This is a genomic window from Lactococcus hircilactis, assembly GCF_009601015.1.
Lineage (GTDB): Bacteria > Bacillota > Bacilli > Lactobacillales > Streptococcaceae > Lactococcus > Lactococcus hircilactis.
On the sequence record NZ_WITJ01000003.1, the window covers coordinates 98432 to 116200 of the forward strand.

18 protein-coding genes, 1 other RNA gene and 1 other annotated feature are annotated in these 17769 nt (G+C 36.5%); of the genes, 9 read left to right on the top strand and 10 right to left on the bottom strand.

Annotated elements, in window-relative coordinates:
- Positions 1 to 54: 54 nt before the first annotated feature.
- Positions 55 to 528 (bottom strand): glutathione peroxidase, encoded by a 474-nt coding sequence (locus GHI93_RS02510; protein WP_153495293.1) that lies wholly within the window; start codon positions 526 to 528, stop codon positions 55 to 57.
- Positions 529 to 834: 306 nt separating this feature from the next.
- Between GHI93_RS02510 and GHI93_RS02515 the strand changes: the two genes are divergently transcribed.
- The 3 genes from GHI93_RS02515 (at position 835) to ssrA (ending at position 2295) form a co-directional block, all read left to right on the top strand.
- Positions 835 to 1485: a glycoside hydrolase family 73 protein gene (locus GHI93_RS02515; protein ID WP_153495295.1), complete on the top strand. Its 651-nt coding sequence runs from the start codon at positions 835 to 837 to the stop codon at positions 1483 to 1485.
- Between the two features lie 66 nt (positions 1486 to 1551).
- Entirely contained in the window at positions 1552 to 1887 is a 336-nt protein-coding gene (locus tag GHI93_RS02520; protein ID WP_153495297.1) for a putative DNA-binding protein, read from the top strand.
- Between the two features lie 48 nt (positions 1888 to 1935).
- Positions 1936 to 2295: a transfer-messenger RNA gene (gene ssrA, locus GHI93_RS02525) on the top strand.
- Positions 2296 to 2556: 261 nt separating this feature from the next.
- Here ssrA and GHI93_RS02530 read toward each other — a convergent pair.
- The 3 genes from GHI93_RS02530 to GHI93_RS02540 all read right to left on the bottom strand — a co-directional run bounded on the left by GHI93_RS02530 (position 2557) and on the right by GHI93_RS02540 (position 4115).
- On the bottom strand, positions 2557 to 3180 hold the full coding sequence (locus GHI93_RS02530) for a DUF2812 domain-containing protein (protein ID WP_153495299.1): 624 nt from the start codon (positions 3178 to 3180) through the stop codon (positions 2557 to 2559).
- Positions 3177 to 3497, bottom strand: coding sequence for a PadR family transcriptional regulator (locus tag GHI93_RS02535; RefSeq protein ID WP_153495302.1), 321 nt, complete (start codon positions 3495 to 3497; stop codon positions 3177 to 3179). The genes GHI93_RS02530 and GHI93_RS02535 overlap by 4 nt, the downstream gene beginning before the upstream one ends.
- A gap of 408 nt (positions 3498 to 3905) precedes the next feature.
- Positions 3906 to 4115 (bottom strand): CsbD family protein, encoded by a 210-nt coding sequence (locus GHI93_RS02540; RefSeq protein WP_153495304.1) that lies wholly within the window; start codon positions 4113 to 4115, stop codon positions 3906 to 3908.
- An 860-nt stretch (positions 4116 to 4975) separates the two neighbouring features.
- On the opposite strand from GHI93_RS02540, the gene GHI93_RS02550 reads away from it, so the two are divergent.
- Both GHI93_RS02550 and GHI93_RS02555 read left to right on the top strand, forming a co-directional pair.
- Positions 4976 to 5677 (top strand): response regulator transcription factor, encoded by a 702-nt coding sequence (locus GHI93_RS02550; protein WP_153495308.1) that lies wholly within the window; start codon positions 4976 to 4978, stop codon positions 5675 to 5677.
- Positions 5664 to 7226 carry a sensor histidine kinase gene (locus GHI93_RS02555; RefSeq protein ID WP_153495309.1) on the top strand — a complete coding sequence of 521 codons (1563 nt, stop codon included), beginning with the start codon at positions 5664 to 5666 and terminating at the stop codon, positions 7224 to 7226. Before GHI93_RS02550 ends, GHI93_RS02555 begins: the two co-directional genes overlap by 14 nt.
- Before the next feature lie 134 nt (positions 7227 to 7360).
- Here GHI93_RS02555 and glmS read toward each other — a convergent pair whose 3' ends face one another.
- From glmS to GHI93_RS02575, 4 genes are all read right to left on the bottom strand, one after another.
- Positions 7361 to 9178 (bottom strand): glutamine--fructose-6-phosphate transaminase (isomerizing), encoded by a 1818-nt coding sequence (gene glmS / locus GHI93_RS02560; protein WP_153495311.1) that lies wholly within the window; start codon positions 9176 to 9178, stop codon positions 7361 to 7363.
- A gap of 169 nt (positions 9179 to 9347) precedes the next feature.
- Complete coding sequence (locus GHI93_RS02565) at positions 9348 to 10247, bottom strand: RluA family pseudouridine synthase (RefSeq protein ID WP_153495313.1); 900 nt, start codon at positions 10245 to 10247, stop codon at positions 9348 to 9350.
- A 58-nt stretch (positions 10248 to 10305) separates the two neighbouring features.
- On the bottom strand, positions 10306 to 10764 hold the full coding sequence (gene lspA / locus GHI93_RS02570; protein WP_153495315.1) for a signal peptidase II: 459 nt from the start codon (positions 10762 to 10764) through the stop codon (positions 10306 to 10308).
- Between the two features lie 141 nt (positions 10765 to 10905).
- Positions 10906 to 11304 (bottom strand): MerR family transcriptional regulator, encoded by a 399-nt coding sequence (locus GHI93_RS02575; protein WP_153495317.1) that lies wholly within the window; start codon positions 11302 to 11304, stop codon positions 10906 to 10908.
- A gap of 187 nt (positions 11305 to 11491) precedes the next feature.
- Between GHI93_RS02575 and GHI93_RS02580 the strand changes: the two genes are divergently transcribed.
- Genes GHI93_RS02580 through GHI93_RS02590 form a run of 3 tightly spaced genes read left to right on the top strand, consistent with a single transcriptional unit; the run spans position 11492 to position 13708 of the window.
- Positions 11492 to 12127: a hypothetical protein gene (locus GHI93_RS02580; RefSeq protein WP_153495319.1), complete on the top strand. Its 636-nt coding sequence runs from the start codon at positions 11492 to 11494 to the stop codon at positions 12125 to 12127.
- Positions 12128 to 12179: 52 nt separating this feature from the next.
- On the top strand, positions 12180 to 13565 hold the full coding sequence (locus GHI93_RS02585) for a DHA2 family efflux MFS transporter permease subunit (RefSeq protein WP_153495497.1): 1386 nt from the start codon (positions 12180 to 12182) through the stop codon (positions 13563 to 13565).
- The gene (locus GHI93_RS02590) at positions 13562 to 13708 is read left to right on the top strand and encodes a hypothetical protein (RefSeq protein WP_153495321.1); all 147 of its coding nucleotides are present in this window, start codon (positions 13562 to 13564) and stop codon (positions 13706 to 13708) included. The genes GHI93_RS02585 and GHI93_RS02590 overlap by 4 nt, the downstream gene beginning before the upstream one ends.
- 192 nt (positions 13709 to 13900) lie before the next feature.
- On the opposite strand, the gene GHI93_RS02595 is transcribed toward GHI93_RS02590, so the two are convergent.
- Together GHI93_RS02595 and metA are read right to left on the bottom strand one after the other, a co-directional pair.
- Positions 13901 to 15010, bottom strand: coding sequence for a vitamin B12 independent methionine synthase (locus GHI93_RS02595; RefSeq protein ID WP_153495323.1), 1110 nt, complete (start codon positions 15008 to 15010; stop codon positions 13901 to 13903).
- Positions 15011 to 15151: 141 nt separating this feature from the next.
- Complete coding sequence (metA, locus tag GHI93_RS02600) at positions 15152 to 16084, bottom strand: homoserine O-acetyltransferase MetA (RefSeq protein ID WP_153495325.1); 933 nt, start codon at positions 16082 to 16084, stop codon at positions 15152 to 15154.
- 56 nt (positions 16085 to 16140) lie between these two features.
- Positions 16141 to 16369 (bottom strand) — a binding site (T-box leader).
- A 217-nt stretch (positions 16370 to 16586) separates the two neighbouring features.
- Between metA and GHI93_RS02605 the strand changes: the two genes are divergently transcribed.
- On the top strand, positions 16587 to 17756 hold the full coding sequence (locus tag GHI93_RS02605) for a MalY/PatB family protein (RefSeq protein ID WP_153495327.1): 1170 nt from the start codon (positions 16587 to 16589) through the stop codon (positions 17754 to 17756).
- Positions 17757 to 17769 lie beyond the last annotated feature (13 nt).

A 17769-nucleotide genomic window follows, 5' to 3' on the forward strand; every position in this document is an offset into this window, starting at 1 on the left:
CAAAGTCATCCCAAAAATTCAAGTCACAACATCAGTGAATGCCATTATTTTCTCTCAAAGCAGTTTTTCAATCGCATCCACCATTTTTTCAGGTTCATCAGCGGATGCAAAACGACACACCACATGTCCTGATCGATCAATTAGAAATTTCGTAAAATTCCATTTAATGGATGACCCTAATGTTCCTTTCGCTTCGCTTTTTAAAAATTGAAATAATGGATCTGCCGCTTTACCATTGACCTTGATTTTTTCAAACATCGTAAAGGTCACGCCATAATTTAACTGACAGAACGCTTCAATCTCACTGTTTGTGCCTGCATCTTGCCCCGCAAATTGATTACAAGGAAAGCCCAAAATCTCAAATCCCTGATCCTTATACGTTTTATACAACTGCTCCAATCCCGCAAATTGGGGCGTGAACCCGCATCGACTTGCCGTGTTCACAACAACAACAACTTTACCTTTATAATCCGCCATCGAAACGGATTGTCCATCCATTTTCACTGCAGAAAAATCATAAAATTCCATCGCAATGCTCCTTTTTATCAAAATGCCCCTTTTTTATTTCTGTCAGTACTGACAGAAATAAAACGTGAGCGTGTGTTCGTGATCTAACGTGTTCTTCTCTTATTATAGCACACGATTAAAAAAAGAACGCATCCAATCACCGTTAGGACACGCTCTACATCTAAGAAAATTCTACACCTCACAGCTTAAATTAAACTAAAATGAGAAAAGTCCATTAAAATCAATGCTTTGACAGGATTCTCACCTTTTCAATCCCCAACTCATCCAAAATCATTTTTTTTAAGAAAATTGTGATAAACTTAAACTATGCCAAAACGAATAAAAAAACAACAGCATTGGACCAATAAAATCACACGATTCATTGCAAAATTAATCTTAGTCATTCTCATGATCGCGGGCATTTCCAAGTTTTCAAGTACTCAAACGAACGATAATCCCACATCCAAAACGCTTGCCACCCAAGTTCAACAAGTCACACAATATCATTTTATTCGCACCATTGCTCCGATTGTGAAAACAACCTCAGCGCCCTATCATCTCCTAAGCTCGATCACACTCGCCCAAGCCTGCTTAGAATCCGATTTCGGACAATCCAGTCTTGCCAGTCAATACCACAATTTATTTGGAGTCAAAGCGTACGGTGATGTGCCAAAAATCAAATTAGATACAAAAGAATTTGTCAATGGAAAATGGATTACCATTTCAGGATCTTTTCGTGTGTATGAAAACGATACAGCATCCATCCAAGGACACGCACGTTTGTTGGCAAACGGAACCACCTGGAATCCCAAGCAATACGCATCAGTGCTCCAAGCAAAAGATTATAAAACTGCCGCAAACGCTCTCTACACCTCAGGTTATGCAACCGACCCAACTTACGCAAAAAAAATAATTGAAATGATTGAAACCTATCATCTTGACCAATACGATGCCAAAACACCTCCCACTACCCCTTAAAAAATAAGCACAATATGTTATACTTAATAAAAATAGTTTTTAGAACATCAAAAACACAGGAGTCTTATGGAAATCGAAAAAACCAATCGCATGAACACGCTTTTTGAATTCTACGCCACGCTTTTGACGGATAAGCAAATGAATTACATTGAACTTTATTATGCCGATGATTACAGTTTAGCCGAAATAGCAGAGCAGTTCAGTGTCAGCCGTCAAGCCGTGTATGATAATATCAAACGAACAGAAAAAGTGCTCGAAAGCTACGAAGAAAAACTTCATCTTTTTTCAAATTACGTCGTCAGAAATCAACTGCTCGATCAACTCATTGAAAAATATGCTGAGGATGCTTATCTCATTGACTCCCTTCAAAAAATTCAAAAAATCGATGAAGAAGAATTCTAATTTTTGACCAAAGCACTCAAAATTATGATATAATAAACTAGTCTATACGGGGCTGTTACGGATTCGACAGGCACTGCCTGCTCATGAACTGCAACTGCTGCTGGCACCAGCGAAATCTGCCGCAGAAATATAACTGCAAAAAATAATACACAAACTTTCGCATACGCTGCCTAAACACCAGCCTGCGTGCCTGATTATTGCTTTCTGATGACAATTTGACGGTCTAAACTTTTAATCAGATACAATGTTATGTCGTCTTAGCCTAACATAAGAGAATCATGAGAATCGCAAAGGAGTGCTGTTTGACGCTTTCTTTATTCCTTTGTTAAATTTGAGAAAGTGCTATGGTTGTAGATGTTGATGTAGCAAGGTGTTTGGACAGGGGTTCAATTCCCCTCAGCTCCATTGTATCATTTCCATCTTATGATGAGCCCTGTAAAACCGCATTATTATGCGGTTTTTATTTTTTATAAATAGATAGAAAGTGATACAAATTAATAAAATTAAGACCAAAAAAGCACCCTTGATTGCGTGCCATTGTCTAAATTTTCAAATTCACAGCAAGTCTTTTAAACGCTTCACAACATCTCATGACCATCATTTATCGGGATCACAACGAAAAATAGAGTAAGAATAAGCGTAAAAATACATCGTTTACTGCACGACCACTTACGCTTTACCTCTTTTTTGCTCATAATATGCACGTAGTGCTTGAATGCCTAAAATTACTGAAATCAAAACTAAAATAAATGGAGGAGCACTCCGAAAGATGACAAACGGTGTCTCAAATAAGAATGAAAACAGAAATCTCCAGCCTGTCATCTCCCAAAGTCCAGGTGTGAGATACCACGTTTTTGGGTCAAATATGGAAATCAACGAATTATTTAAAGCACTTCCCCAAAACACAATCGCATAAATAATAGATAATAAAAATCCATACAAACAATTTTTCACAAGAGCATTGATGCGTTGGCGATAAGATTCCTCATCAGAAAATAAAGCATCGTTTTCAAACGATTTATCTTTAGGAATGAAAAAATGATACCCTAAATGATAGCCCCCACTCACCAATTTCCACCCCGCATCATCTAAAAAATCAATGTAATCGGAATGTTTTTTACGATTTTTAAACGTTCGATAATCAATGCGATAATTAATCTGTTGCGGTGGATTTTTTTTGAACGTATAAATACCAAAAATTGAATACCGCTCCAACTTCCACCCGTTTGACGCCATTTCGGACAAATATTTTTCTTCTTTTTCAAAATTGACAAACCATCTCAATTTTTTCATTTCACACCTCTCATAATTTCCTTAGAATGATTTAAAACCTTCTCCAAACGTTCCATCTCAGATTCAATCACACAAATGCCAAGTTCCGTCAATTGATAGAGTTTTCGACGCGCGTTTCCACCTGGAACTTCCTCAATCCATTCTTGTTTCAAAAGATTTTCAATCGCACCATACATGGTTCCAGCAGCAATATTAACACGATGATGTGTCAGTTCTGCAATATTTTTCATTACCCCATATCCATGATTTGGATGTTTAAACCCCAAAAGAATGTACGTTGTTGTTTCTGTCAAAGCACTTTGTTTATTTCTTCTCATTTCTCCTCCGTTTATAAAGTCTAACGATATAGTTTAATTATATATCGGATGACGATATATGTCAAGACTAAAATACAAAAAAATCGCATCCGCTTTACGACATGCGTTCATTAAAAAAATGGATAACAGCACTCTTCTACGTAAGCACTGACTTATCTTTTCTCTCTTCATTCCTTCATATTGAAAAAAATAACCCCTAAAGTGGGGTCAATATAGAGGTGGTTAGCCAGAATTGTCTAGTATATTCTACTCCTTTCCCACTATTTTTGCAAGACATAACTTTATAAATGATTTCACTTTATTAAAGAAAGTTTAACACGGCTTCTCATTTGCTATTTTTTATAAAAAAGACTTTATCGTAAAAATCCCTTCATTAATTAAAAAACACCCAAATCTGGGCATTTTTACTTATTTTTCTTTATTGACCGCTTCTTTTACTTTCTCAACAGCACCTTTGACAACATCACCAGCATCTTCGAATGCTTCTTTTACCTTACCAGCTGTTTTTTCAAGTGCACCTTTTGTTTCTGTCTCTTTATCGCCTGTTAATTTCCCAGCCGTTTCTTTGACAGACCCTTTAATTTGGTCAACTTTTGCATCAAATTTATTTTCTGACATAATGTTACCTCCTTGTTTTATAATTATATTATAACACATATAAATGTAAGTGCATACAAATATGCTTATTTTTTTTAATAAAAAACACAGTATCAAACTGTATTATTTTTTGTTCCGATGATGATGATAGTGATGCCGATGATGATGCGCATGTTCATGCGTTTCAAAGTGAAAATACCTCACGAATAGAATCATCGTAAAAAGAATAAGAGCCGCTAAAATATAAATTTTGGAATGAGGAAAATGAGCAACTAGACTAAAAACCCCGATGATGACAATGAAAGCCGAAATTAATTTGGAATCGTTATGTATCATTGTACAGCCCTTTCGTTATTATTTATTCATATTATAACATTTTATTAATAATTTGTCATTATCTGAAAATAGAAAGGAAAAAGAACAAACCGTTGACAAGGACTGTTCTTTTTACTTTTTCCTAAAACTTTTTCACTTTTACTCCTAAAAGCCAAATCGTTTTGTTGTTTCCACAACAGTTTAATTATACAATAAACAGTCAAAAATGACAAGACTATATCATTTTTTAGATTGATGTGTTTTTTTTGTTGCTTTAAATAAGGAAAATCCCAAAATTAAAAATAAAATGATCATAATAATAATAAATAATCCAATCAATCCCGTCATCACTTTTTCCTCCTTTTTCACATCACTTACTTTAATAAATAATTTCTTAAAAATATCAATTATTTATTATTTATTTTTTATATTATATCATTTTTACAAAAAAGATGAAACTTTATTTTTAGAATCTTTGATTTTAAAGCCATCATTGTTTCGTGCTTTTCTCTGAATGATGATAAAATCAATTAGACGCACTGCTTCTTTTTTGTTATAATTGACTCATGAAAAGAATTTTAATTGCGGATGATGATCGCTCTATTTTGACGTTGTTATCTTTTAATTTTAGGCAACATGATTATGAAGTCACGACGGCTTCAAATGGAAAACAAGCGCTCGATTTAGCTCGAAAAAATCCATTAGATTTGATTTTATTGGATTTGATGATGCCTGAATACAATGGGATTGAAGTGACAGAGATTTTAAGAAAAAAGGGAAATTATACACCAATATTGATTTTGACTGCGCGAGAGGATGATGAAATCAAGTTGACTGGAATCAAAGCAGGTTCTGATGAATATTTAGATAAATCTACGCCAATGAAAGAGGTCGTCGTTCGTGCCGATGCACTGATTCGTCGTGCTCAAATGTATAATCTTCCAAAATCGTCTCCATCAGCTCCAAATGAGCAATCTCACTATGAAAACCGAAGAATGACTGTAGATTTCAAACGCAAAGAAGTTATTTTTGATGGAAAACGATTAGAATTAACGAAGCGAGAATTTGAAATTTTAGAATTATTAATTCAAAGAAAAAACGATGTGGTTTCACGTCAAGAACTCCTAAAACATTTTTGGGGCATTTCTGATACTGCCGAAACTCGGACGATTGACGTCTTGATTTCAAAAATCAGAAAAAAATTAGATAATGATTTTATCAAAACTAAACGAGGGTTTGGGTACACATTTACGGATGAAGAAATTTAAAATAAAAAACATCATCATCATTACGATTGTTTATGCTGCAGTTTTAAGCGCTTTATTATTATTAGTCAATCGTCATTTACTCAATAATGACATTACGCGTGCATTGGATACTTCCAATCAAGTCCAACTTTTTTTGGAAAAGCATCCCAATGTGCCACTTCCCAGTTCTTATCGTTTGCTTGATGCAGATCTAAAAAATGAAGAAACCAAAAAAATTGCGGATGGTGCGCCTTACTCTCGCCAATTGAAAGACGGTCAAATCATTGTCACAGCACCCATTTATCAAAATGGACAAATCAAGTCTTATTTGAGTGTCAGTCAAGATTTAACACAAACGATTTTTATTGATTCTTCAATTATTTTCTTCTTTTTGATCATTTATCTGGCGGTTGGTTTTATCACAATTGAGCGTCAAAGAAAAGCAGCTCTTTTTTCTCAAAATATCATTGCAAAAATAAAAAATATTGAACGAAGTCCACTGACGCAAAGTTATCTCATTAGTGATGACACGGACCAAATCAGTGTCGCACTAAATGGATTGGGAGAAAATATTCAATCTCAGATTTTATCACATTCTGAAAAAAAGGAAAATCTGTACGAATTTATCGAATTTTTTTCATTTCCGATTTTTGTTTATAATGGACGAGGAAGCATTCGTCGGACAAATGCAGCATTTAAAAATGATTTTTCTGATACAAAAAATTTAGATATTTTTAGTCCTTATGCCGAATTTCTTCAATTTTTAGTTGATAAAATGCTTCATCCGGATATTCAAGAAAAAACGTTCTATTTTGAACCCATTTCTGCCTACTATCAAGTGCGCATCACACCACTTCCTGAGCTTGATAATCGCTTTATTGTGACCATGATGGACATTACACGTTACAAAAAAACATTGGATGCACACAATACGTTCATTGCTAATGTGAGTCATGAATTGAAAACGCCATTGACGTCAATCAAAGGGTTTGCTGAATTGCTTGAAAATGAAAAATTGACCGCTGAGGAAACGCATCACTTTGCAAGTATCATCACCAAAGAAACAACGCGTTTAATGGATTTAGTTCATGATACGCTACTTTTAACAAAGCAAAATCATCGGATTGAAAAGAAAAAAACAGATCTTTCGCTTTTGATTCAATCCATTTTAGACCGCTCGCTTCCTCAAATCCGTGAAAAAGAGATGACCCTTCATTCTGAATTGAAGCCATTATCACTTAAAACTAACGCACCTATGGTGCACAGTATTTTTGAAAATCTAATTGAGAATGCAATCAAATATACTCCTGAGCACGGTTCAATTTTTGTCAGTTTGACCAAAGAAAATTCAAAAATTATTTTTAGTGTCACTGACAATGGACATGGATTAACTGAGATTCAAAAAGAACGCATTTTTGATCGGTTCTATCGCGCTGACGAAAGTCGCTCTGAGGTTCCTGGAACTGGTTTAGGATTAGCCATTGTCAAAAAGAACGTGAGTGATCTTGGCGGTTACGTTGATGTCATAAGCGTACTTGGAAAAGGGACGACGTTTACTATTACATTATAAAATTTTTTCTGTCAGTACTGACAGAAAACAAACAAGGAAACCTGTGCTAATATGCGTGCGACGCTTTGAGTCACAAGAATCAAAAAAATTTCTGTCAGTACTGACAGAAATTTTTTTGATGTGTTTGACTCTTATTATTCAACAGTCACGGCTTTTGCAAGATTACGAGGTTTATCAACGTCTAATCCCCGTTGGAAGGACGTTTCGTAAGCAAGAAGTTGTGTTGGGATAACCATTGAAATCGCTGATAAATATGGATGTACCGCATTGACAACAATGTCATCCTCTGGACGCGCTGCACCTTCTTCTGCAATAACGATTGCAGCAGCACCACGCGCTACAGTTTCCATGACATTTCCGCGTGTATGTAAGGCTACTTTTTCATTATTTGAAATGAGTGCAATCACAGGAGTGCCTTTTTCAATCAATGAAATTGTCCCGTGTTTCAGCTCTCCTGCAGCGAATCCCTCACATTGCACGTAAGAAATTTCTTTAAGTTTAAGTGAAGCTTCCATCGCAACGAAATAATCTTGCTTGCGACCAATATAAAATGCATTGCGTGTGGTCAAAAAGTTTTTCTTAACAATTGCAGCAATTTTTTCTTTTTCAGATAGTGTTGCTTCAATGGATTGTGCAACCAAAGAGAGTTCTTTGACAAGATCGAACTCAAACGCAAGTGGATTTTCTTGTGCTTCACCCACGGCTTTTGCTAAAAATGCGAGTGTTGCAATCTGTCCAGTATAAGCTTTTGTTGATGCGACAGCAATTTCAGGACCCGCACCAATCAACATCGTATAAGTTGCTTCACGTGATAGCGTTGATCCTGGAACATTAGTCACTGTAAGTGATGGCAATGAAAGTTCGTTTACTTTGACAAGCACTTGACGACTATCTGCTGTTTCTCCTGATTGTGAAAGGAAAATAAAGAACGGATTTTTGCTCAAAAGTGGCATATCATAGCCCCATTCTGAAGCTACGCCAAGCTCAACTGGTGTATTTGTCAATGCTTCAAGCATTGCTTTTGCTCCAAATCCAGCATTATATGACGTTCCAGCTGCGATAATATAGAGTCGATCAGAAGCTTGGATTGCTTTAACAATGTCTGGATCAACTTTCATTTTTCCATTCTCATCCGTATAAGTCGAAATCAATTTACGCATCACTGTGGGTTGTTCATCAATTTCTTTGAGCATATAAAATGGATAAGTTCCCTTACCAATATCTGACAAATCCAATTCAGCAGTATAAGATGGACGTTTTACTTCATGACCTTCAGCATCCAAAATCGTCACCTGATTTTTTTTAAGAATAACCAGTTCCTGATCATGAATTTCCATGAATTCACTCGTTTCACGAATCATCGCCATCGCATCAGAACAAACCATATTATACCCGTCACCCAAACCAATCAACAATGGGGATTTGTTTTTTGCGACATAAATGACCTCTGGATCCTCAGCATCCATCAAACCAAAAGCGAAAGATCCTTTAATCAGTTTTAAAGCTTTTTGGAATGCTTCAAGCGTTGTTAATCCATCTTCTTCAGCAAATTTTGCGATTAAGTGAACCGCAATTTCAGTGTCAGTTTCTCCTTTGAAAACATCATTTGAAAGATATTCCTCACGCAATTCAACAAAATTTTCAATCACTCCATTATGAACAAGAATGAATCGCCCTGACGTTGAAGTGTGCGGATGAGCATTATCTTCTGTAGGTTTTCCATGGGTTGCCCACCGTGTATGTCCAATTCCAGCAGTGCCTGCCACATCAATCCCGATTTTTTCACGTAAACTTGCAATACGACCAACCGATTTAACTAATTTCGATTTTTTGTTGGATCCCGTCACGAAAACTCCCGCCGAATCATAGCCACGATATTCTAATTTTTCCAATCCTTGCATTAAAATATCTGTACAATTTCTTGTTCCAACAACACCAACAATACCACACATTTTATTTTTCTCCTTTAATACCGAATTGGTATAGTTTAATTTTCTTTGTTATTTATATTACAAATAGCATTATATAACACATTTTTTGCTTTGTCAAGGATTTTTTTCACTATTGGTTTATTTTTTGTCTAAATTGGTATAATTAAAAAGTTTTCCTAAACAGAAAACTTTATTGTGATCTTAGATTTTTTAGGGTTTGCTCAAAAATTTTAGGAACTTCTGCTTCAAATTCCATCCATTCTCCAGTTCTTGGATGTTTAAATCCAAGCGTTTGAGCATGCAGAAACTGACCATGGTTTGGCGTCAACGTCTTTTTTGGACCATATAACGGATCTCCCGCAACAGGATGTCCAATATAGGCCAAATGAACACGAATTTGATGCGTCCTTCCAGTCTCTAATTCTAACGCAAGAAGCGTGTAGCGCTCAAAACGCTCAAGTACCTCAAAGTGAGTCACTGCAGGTTTACCATTCGCTATAACCGCTTGTTTTTTGCGATCTTTAGGATTTCTAGCAATTGGTGCTTCAATCGTCCCAAAATCGTTAGGTAAAATTCCGTGCACAATCGCGACATAGCGCCGTTTGTTACTTTTTTCTTTCAGCTGAGCAGCTAACCGCTCATGTGCTTGATCATTTTTTGCAATCATTAACAGCCCAGAAGTATCTTTATCAATCCGATGAACAATTCCTGGTCTAATCGTTCCATTAATCCCACTTAAGTCCGTCACATGATACATCAACGCATTCACTAATGTTCCATCAGCATGTCCTGCTGCAGGATGTACGACCATTCCTTGTGGTTTGTTCACAATTGCGACATCCTCATCCTGATATACGATTTCAAGTGGAATGTTTTCTGCTTGAATGTCTAATGCTTTTGCTTCTGGGATTTCAAATGTAATCACATCTCCAGTTTTTACTTTATATTTTGCCTTTTTGACTGCACCATTGACACTCACTTTTTCATTTCGGATCAATGCTGTGAGTACTGTTCGTGAAAGTTCTGTTTGATTGGATAAAGCTTTGTCCAAACGTTGTAAATCATTTTCTTTTGTTATTTCAAGTTGCAAATTCTTATTTCCTAATTTCTAATGCATTCATTTTAATGATGCGCTTTGAGATAAAAGATCATCCTTTTTTATCTTCTTTATCTGTTATGATGGCAATAAATAAAATCACAAAACCAATCGAGAGCAAAGCATCTGCGACATTAAAAATCGGGAAATTAACAAACATCGTTTGAAACATATCCACTACAAACCCTTGACGCACACGATCAATGAAATTCCCTAATGCACCAGAAATGATAAGTGTTAATCCCAAATAATACCACTTTTGATTTGCTTTTTTCCAAAGAAAATAAGCAGCAACGACGACAACAATCGGCGTTAAAATCATAAAAAACCACTGCTGTCCTTCTAAAGAAGACCACGCAGCGCCTTTATTTTGTAAATACGTTAATGCCAGAACATTTGGAATAAACGAGCGACTTTGCCCTAAAGGAATGTTTGCAACAATCCAATTTTTAAACACTTGATCAATCAATACACCAATCAAGATCATCACGAGCGAAATTATTTTTTTCATAATATGATTGTACCATTTTTTATCATGAAATGGGGGGAAGAAAAGACTTAAAACCACACCTTTCACAGGATAAACGTGAAGAGGTAGGTTATTACTTATCACTTCATAACGTTAACATGAAAAACATAGAGTAAAAAATTTTTACTCCATGTTTTTAGGACTTTTTATATTTTCAATCAGCCAACTTTTTAGCATTTTATTATAAATTTCAATTTTATTGTAAAGTGTCATTAATTGTTCATCTAGTGCTTTACGCTCTAAAAGGAGAGCCTCAGAATGAGCAAAAAGCAATTCCATGCGCTCTTCAATTGTCTCTTGACCTTTTTCAGTAAGTAAAGTATAGCGTTTTATTTCTTTAATTGACATCCCTGTACTTTTAAGCTTATGTACAATTTTAGCCCATGACACATCATCATCTGTATATAAATGACGACCATTCTCAGATTGATGAGAAAGAATTATTTTTTGAGCCTCATAATATCTGAGCGTGTCTTTACTAAAACCAGTCAATTCGGAAAATTTGCCGATTGAATATTCCATGAAGTCTTCTTTCTTGACATTGAGTTCACTCCACAATGTACAATTTTTATTATAACACAATGCCCGTTGAGTATTTTAAATAAAGTCAATTCCCCTCAAAAATACTTCTCTTATTCTATTATTGAAATATCAGATGAGTATTGATTTAAAGTTTATTCAGCATGGTCAGGAAAGAAGAAAAAACAAAATGAGCAAAAAATTGACAGAAGGAACACTCTATTTGAAGAACTTTGATCAGTTTTCAAAATACATTACCCTCGCAAAAGCAACAGGTTATGTACCAGAAACTTTTGAAATAGAAGGTATCCAAGATAATATCAAGCAAAATGGTGATGTGGTGATTCGTCTTCGGTTTAGTAGGCATGGAAAAACAAGTGGCTTCTATGACGAACATTTTTCAATAATAATCCGTAAATCTGACGATCTGATATTAGGATTTGTAGATTTGAGACGAGAAAATAGTATCACTCCAGAAGAAGTCGCACAACTTCCAAGAGAAAATGAGATGCCAGCGCTTGTAAAAAACTTTTTTGACAGTTGGGATGCGAATTATCTTAACGAACTGGATGACTACGCTTATCGCTCGCCTTACGGTGAAAATATTCTCATTAACGGTGTCAAATTAGCCGTTGCAGGTACCGAATGGAAATGGGTTGCGCCAAAAACGCGCGATTGGGGCTGGGTCGTTTTTGGTAAAAATCGCAAACCGATCATTTTTGAGCGCAATATCCGCTGGGTAGCAGGACGTACGACGGAAAAATGGCTGCACGATACCTATCTCGAGACGGGAAGTCTTGATTTTATTCCTGTGGAGGTTGATTGATTTGAAAAAACCTCAATTTTTAGACATTCACGGAAAGCCCTACCATCGCACGATGATGGTTGTTTTGCTTCTCGTTTCCGCTTTTGTCGGCATGATGTTGCAGACAATTTTGGCAGCGATTATTCCGCCACTTATGCACGATTTTCACATTGACATTTCCACTGCGCAGCAGGGTGCGAGCCTGTTTTTACTCGGAAATGGCATTATGATTCCAATTTCTGCCTATCTTGCGACGAAGTTTTCGACGAAATGGCTGCATTTTGCCGCTTACGGCTTGTTGCTTTTTGGGACGCTCGTCATCATGATTGCGCCGACATCGAATTACTATATTTTTATTCTAGGACGAATTATTGAAGCGGTTGCTGTTGGGCTCTCGATTCCGCTCTTGCAGTCCGTGTTTATCACGATTTTTCCGCCTGAAAAGCGCGGAAGCGCGATGGGTCTTGTCGGGATTGCTTTTGGCTTAGGACCTGCGGTCGGTCCGACTTTCGCTGGCTGGGTCATGTCTGCCAATCATACCTTTCTTGGCTTTACGTTGACTGATTCATGGCGCTCAATTTTCCTGATTCCTGCGGTGCTTGTCGGAATTAGCTTTGTTCTCACGCCTTTTTTCATTAAGGATGTCCTGCCAAATCGTCCGATGAAGCTGGATATTATCAGTTTTATTGCTTCAATTTTTGGCTTTGGTCTCTTTCTGCTTGGCTTTACGAATGTTGCGACAGGTGGCTGGGGAAGTATTAAGACGGTTATTTTGCCGATTTTAGCAGGTGCGTTGATTATCGCTTATTTCATTTGGCGGCAATTTCAACTCAAAGAGCCATTACTTAATCTCCGACTTTTCAAAATTCACAACTTTTCACTTGCTGCGACGCTAACGGCGCTTGCGACAATGGCGATGATGTGCATTGAAATGTTGGTGCCGACTTATTTGCAAAATGTACGTGGGCTGACGGTGCTTTATTCGAGTTTGGCCTTGTTGCCTGGTGCACTTGTCATGGGTGTCATGCAGCCGCTCGCAGGGCGTGCTTATGATCGGATTGGTGGGAAACGCCTGGCGATTGTTGGTTTCGGCATTTTGACGATTGGGACTTTTCCCTTTATGTTTCTCACAGCAAAAACGCCTGACATTTATACAATGACGCTTTATGGTGTGCGAATGTTCGGTGTGGCACTGATTATGATGTCCATGCTCGCTGCTGCGATGGGTGCTGCACCTAAAAACGAGATTGCACATGCTTCAGCCGCAAATAATACCTTACGAACGATTGCATCAAGTCTGTCAGTTGCTTTGCTTACCAGTATTGCGCAGAATGTCGCCAGCCAAAATCATGGTAATATCTTGATGGGCTTTCATGCTTCATTTTTGCTCGGCTTTATCCTAGCGGTTGCAGGACTCGTCTTATCATTTTTCTTGCAGAATAGGAGGACAGACGCATGACGATCGTTGCAACAATTATTTTGACGATTTTGATTTATCTTATCTTTGTCTATATAACACATCCCAAAATTCGTTTGCTTGCTGGAAGTTTGGCCTTTTTAGGGCTTATTGCTTCGGTACTTATTATGATGATACATTTCTAAAATCAAAAGGTAATTAAAAAAACCACCAAACGGTGGTATTGTAATAAATATAAAGAACTTGTTTTTAAAATTAAGACACGTTCTTTATATTTAAAAAATCGGTGTGAAACGAAATCACAATTTTGCTTGTGGCCCCACGCTCATTTAGACTAATATTCAAGAATAATAAAGATTATCAACCGCCCGTACTTTTTAAATGCCTTTAAAAACTTCGTCGGATACTTGTTTGATGTAGGCAAGTTTTGCCCATTGTTCTTCTTGTGTTAGCTGGTTGCCTTCTTCTGTAGAGGCAAAGCCACACTGGGTGGATAGGGCGAGATTTTTAAGTGGGACATATTTTTGTGCTTCGTTTAGGCGTGCTAAAATTTCTGATTTATCTTCGAGTTCTGCTTTTTTAGAGGTAAAAATTCCTAAAACAAGCAACACGTTTGCTCTGTGATTCCAGATTTCTGAGAGCGGAGCAAAGCTTCCGCTTCTTGCATCGTCATATTCAAGAAAGAAACTATCATAATTTAATTGTCCAAGATATTTTGCGACAGGTTCATAACTTCCTTCAAATAGATATGTCGATTTGAAATTTCCGCGACAGATGTGTGTCGTCACGCGCAAATCATCAGGCAGACCATCAAGAATGCGATTGATCACATAAACAATATCTTCACACATTTGTTCATACTTTTCATGATTTTCAGGTTCATCAATCAATCGGGCAATCAAGTACGCCCATGTGGTGTCATCAAGTTGAACGTATCTTGCACCTAATGCGTAAAAATGAAGAATGGTTTCGTGATAGGCTTTTGCGAGATCATCCAAAAAATCTGTCCAATTTTCATAAAATTCAGGCCAGCGATCGCTTCTATGATCACGATTTGGGATTAGTGATGGTGAAGGAATCGTAACTTTTGGCTCCACACCTTCTGGAAGCACAGATTTGAGATACTCAAAATCAGAAAAGAATGGATGTTCTGGATTAAATGCAATCTTATCTACCAACTGAATATTCGTTGTTCTAGTTTTAGCACCATGAAATTTATATGAATCTTCTTGATTATATGACGCCACACCATTTAATCCCCAAAGAAAATCCAAATGCCACCATGATCGGTTAAATTCACCGTCTGTCACTGCTGACAGCCCTACTTTTGCTTCATGATCAACCAATTTTTTAATTTCTTCGTGTTGCACTTTTTTTAATTCAGCTTCTGAAATTTTATTGTCAAGATAGGCTGCTCTTGCTTCTTTTAAAGCTTGTGGACGAAGAAATGATCCGACGTGATCAAAATGGTAATGTGTGTGTGTCATATAACTTCTCTTTTCTATTTTTTATTTGATTTATTGCTTGATTCAACGTGTCTCCTCTGAAAGATGACAAATAAAGGGAAATATGCTGTTACGGTGATCCTTTTTTGAGCGACGTTCGTTTTTCATGCTTGTATCGTTTTTTCATGCTTGATTTTCTTTCAATTTTTCAATAATATAAGGCGTTTCTTGATAAACATAATAATTGAGCCAATTTGTAAAAAGGAGCGTGGCACTGGCATGCCAGTTCATTTTTGGGGACAAGTTTGGATCATCATTTGGAAAGTAATTTCGAGGCAAAGAAATGGGTTTATGTGCTTTGAGGTCTCTAAAATACTCTTGACTCAATGTGTCTTTATCATACTCAGCGTGTCCAAAAATATAAATGGCTTTATTATCTTTAGATTTGACAATGCTAATTTGTGCTTCATTTTCTCCCTGTGCTAGGATTTCCAAAGCATCACAAGAGGCAATCTTTTCTTTTAGAACTGTCGTATGTCTTGAATGAGGAATGTAAAAGGCATCATCAAATCCAGAAAATAAAGGATCAAGTGGTTTTTTTATGTCACTTTCAAAGATACCAAAGCATTTTTTATTTAACGGCGTCTTATCAAGATGATAGTGGTAATAAAGTCCTGCTTGCGCTCCCCAGCAAATGTGTAATGTCGAAAAAACGTGACTTTTTGACCATTCCATCATCATGGTTAATTCTTTCCAATAATGTACTTTTTCAAATTCAAGTTCTTCAACGGGCGCACCTGTAATAATTAAACCATCATAATAATTTTGCTTGATTTCATCAAAAGTGCTGTAAAATTGATTTAAATATTCTGCTGAAGTGTTTTTGGATTGATGTGATGCTGTATGCAAAAATGTCACTTCAATCTGAAGGGGTGTATTTGAAAGGAGGCGCAGCAATTGAATTTCTGTGACTGCTTTTGTGGGCATTAAGTTGAGAATGATGATTTTTAAGGGTCGAATTTGTTGCGTTTGCGCTCGTGTATCATTCATGATAAAGATATTTTCTTTCGCTAAAATAGGAATTGCGGCGAGATTTTGATCCACTTTAATGGGCATATTTCTCCTTTCTTTCAAAAATATTGCGTCAAAAAGCCCCTATTTACATTGCTGTAAACAAGGGCGATTGAATTTTTTAATCGTGATACCACCTTGATTTGAGCTTTGTTCACACAAAACTCCTCGTTCAGTACAAAATACTGTTGCTTTTATCGGGGCGTCCGTCAAGAAATCAATTCTTGAGAGCTCAAAGACCATTTTCACTTCTTTTGTGATTATTTCCTTTCAGCATTTGGAAACTCTCTAAAAATCGTTCTTGAAGTTACTTATCTTATCCGCTTTTATATTGAATTGGAAGCATTGAGAGATTTCTCAAGTGCATAATTTTATTTTAACAGATTTTTTTGATGGTGGACTTTTAATTTTTTTATTCACTGATAATATTTTTATCTTATTGATTATTTATCAGTCCATAAAAAAATAATATGATGATAAGCACGCCAAACTAGACAGGAAAAGGATATAATGGTGGAGATACTAAAAGAATGATGAGAGAAAAATTATGACAATCTATGATTTTACCACACAACCTAATCGTTTGGCGCATCGTGCAGTCAAATATCAAGCACCAGAAGTCAAATACGGAGTGCTTCCTTTATGGATTGCGGATATGGATTTTTTAGCTTTTCCTGCTTTGGTTGAAACGGCGCAAGCTTATGTGGATCACCACCTCTATGGGTATTCTTATGCTAGTGATTCATTGTTTGAACGGATTTCTGACTGGGAAGAAAAACGGCATCACTACCACTACTCACGGGAATCTATTGTTCTTGTTGAAGGAGTGGTTCCAGCCATTGGAATCGCAATTCAAGCATTCACAGATAAAAACGATGGCATTTTAATTAATACACCTGCTTATCCGCCTTTTGCGCGAACGATTCAGCTGAATGATCGAAAATTAGTAACTTCAGAATTGCTTTTTGATGAAGAAGAGGGCCAGTTTTTATTAAATTTTGATGAAATTGAGCAACTTTTTAAGAATCAAAAGGTCAAAATGTTTATTTTTTGTAGTCCTCAAAATCCTGGCGGGCGAGTTTGGTCTGCTTTTGAACTTAATCGCTTGGGAGAATTATGTCAAACCTATTCTGTGCTTTTGATTTCAGATGAAATTCATCAAGATTTGGTATGGAATGGTCATGAACATCATTCATTCCACACGATTTCTCCTGATTTTAAAAAGTTTTCGATTGTTTTATCTTCTGCAACTAAAACGTTTAATATCGCTGATACGAAATGTTCTTTTGCTTTGATTGAAGATGAGGTGTTGCGAGAAGCGTATTTGAAACAACGTTTAGCAAATAATCAGCATGAAATCAATGAGTTAGGACTTTTAATGACGGAAACTGCATTTCAAGAAGGTGAGCAATGGTTAGAAGCATTGAAGCCTGTCATTGAAAAAAATATTGATTATATCTACGCAGAACTGAGTCAAAAAACTAAGATTAAAGTGATGAAACCGCAAGGAACTTATCTGATATGGCTTGATTTTTCAGCTTATGCTTTATCTGATCACGCATTGCATGAAAAATTATTGCATGAAGCAAAAGTCATCTTAAACGAAGGCATTTCATTTGGAAAAGGTGGAGCTTCCCACGCCAGACTCAATGTTGCAGCGCCATTTTCAGTGATTCAAGACGCCAGCCAAAGAATCTGTGACGCTTTTAAAAAATGAAAAAAAGACAAGT

What these genes read in the sequence shown, in the direction of transcription:
- GHI93_RS02510 (WP_153495293.1), bottom strand. Translation starts at nt 528, where the DNA reads ATGGAATTTTATGATTTTTCTGCAGTGAAAATGGATGGACAATCCGTT.
- GHI93_RS02515 (WP_153495295.1), top strand. Translation starts at nt 835, where the DNA reads ATGCCAAAACGAATAAAAAAACAACAGCATTGGACCAATAAAATCACA.
- GHI93_RS02520 (WP_153495297.1), top strand. Translation starts at nt 1,552, where the DNA reads ATGGAAATCGAAAAAACCAATCGCATGAACACGCTTTTTGAATTCTAC.
- GHI93_RS02530 (WP_153495299.1), bottom strand. Translation starts at nt 3,180, where the DNA reads ATGAAAAAATTGAGATGGTTTGTCAATTTTGAAAAAGAAGAAAAATAT.
- GHI93_RS02535 (WP_153495302.1), bottom strand. Translation starts at nt 3,497, where the DNA reads ATGAGAAGAAATAAACAAAGTGCTTTGACAGAAACAACAACGTACATT.
- GHI93_RS02540 (WP_153495304.1), bottom strand. Translation starts at nt 4,115, where the DNA reads ATGTCAGAAAATAAATTTGATGCAAAAGTTGACCAAATTAAAGGGTCT.
- GHI93_RS02550 (WP_153495308.1), top strand. Translation starts at nt 4,976, where the DNA reads ATGAAAAGAATTTTAATTGCGGATGATGATCGCTCTATTTTGACGTTG.
- GHI93_RS02555 (WP_153495309.1), top strand. Translation starts at nt 5,664, where the DNA reads ATGAAGAAATTTAAAATAAAAAACATCATCATCATTACGATTGTTTAT.
- glmS (WP_153495311.1), bottom strand. Translation starts at nt 9,178, where the DNA reads ATGTGTGGTATTGTTGGTGTTGTTGGAACAAGAAATTGTACAGATATT.
- lspA (WP_153495315.1), bottom strand. Translation starts at nt 10,764, where the DNA reads ATGAAAAAAATAATTTCGCTCGTGATGATCTTGATTGGTGTATTGATT.
- GHI93_RS02575 (WP_153495317.1), bottom strand. Translation starts at nt 11,304, where the DNA reads ATGGAATATTCAATCGGCAAATTTTCCGAATTGACTGGTTTTAGTAAA.
- GHI93_RS02580 (WP_153495319.1), top strand. Translation starts at nt 11,492, where the DNA reads ATGAGCAAAAAATTGACAGAAGGAACACTCTATTTGAAGAACTTTGAT.
- GHI93_RS02585 (WP_153495497.1), top strand. Translation starts at nt 12,180, where the DNA reads ATGATGGTTGTTTTGCTTCTCGTTTCCGCTTTTGTCGGCATGATGTTG.
- GHI93_RS02590 (WP_153495321.1), top strand. Translation starts at nt 13,562, where the DNA reads ATGACGATCGTTGCAACAATTATTTTGACGATTTTGATTTATCTTATC.
- GHI93_RS02595 (WP_153495323.1), bottom strand. Translation starts at nt 15,010, where the DNA reads ATGACACACACACATTACCATTTTGATCACGTCGGATCATTTCTTCGT.
- metA (WP_153495325.1), bottom strand. Translation starts at nt 16,084, where the DNA reads ATGCCCATTAAAGTGGATCAAAATCTCGCCGCAATTCCTATTTTAGCG.
- GHI93_RS02605 (WP_153495327.1), top strand. Translation starts at nt 16,587, where the DNA reads ATGACAATCTATGATTTTACCACACAACCTAATCGTTTGGCGCATCGT.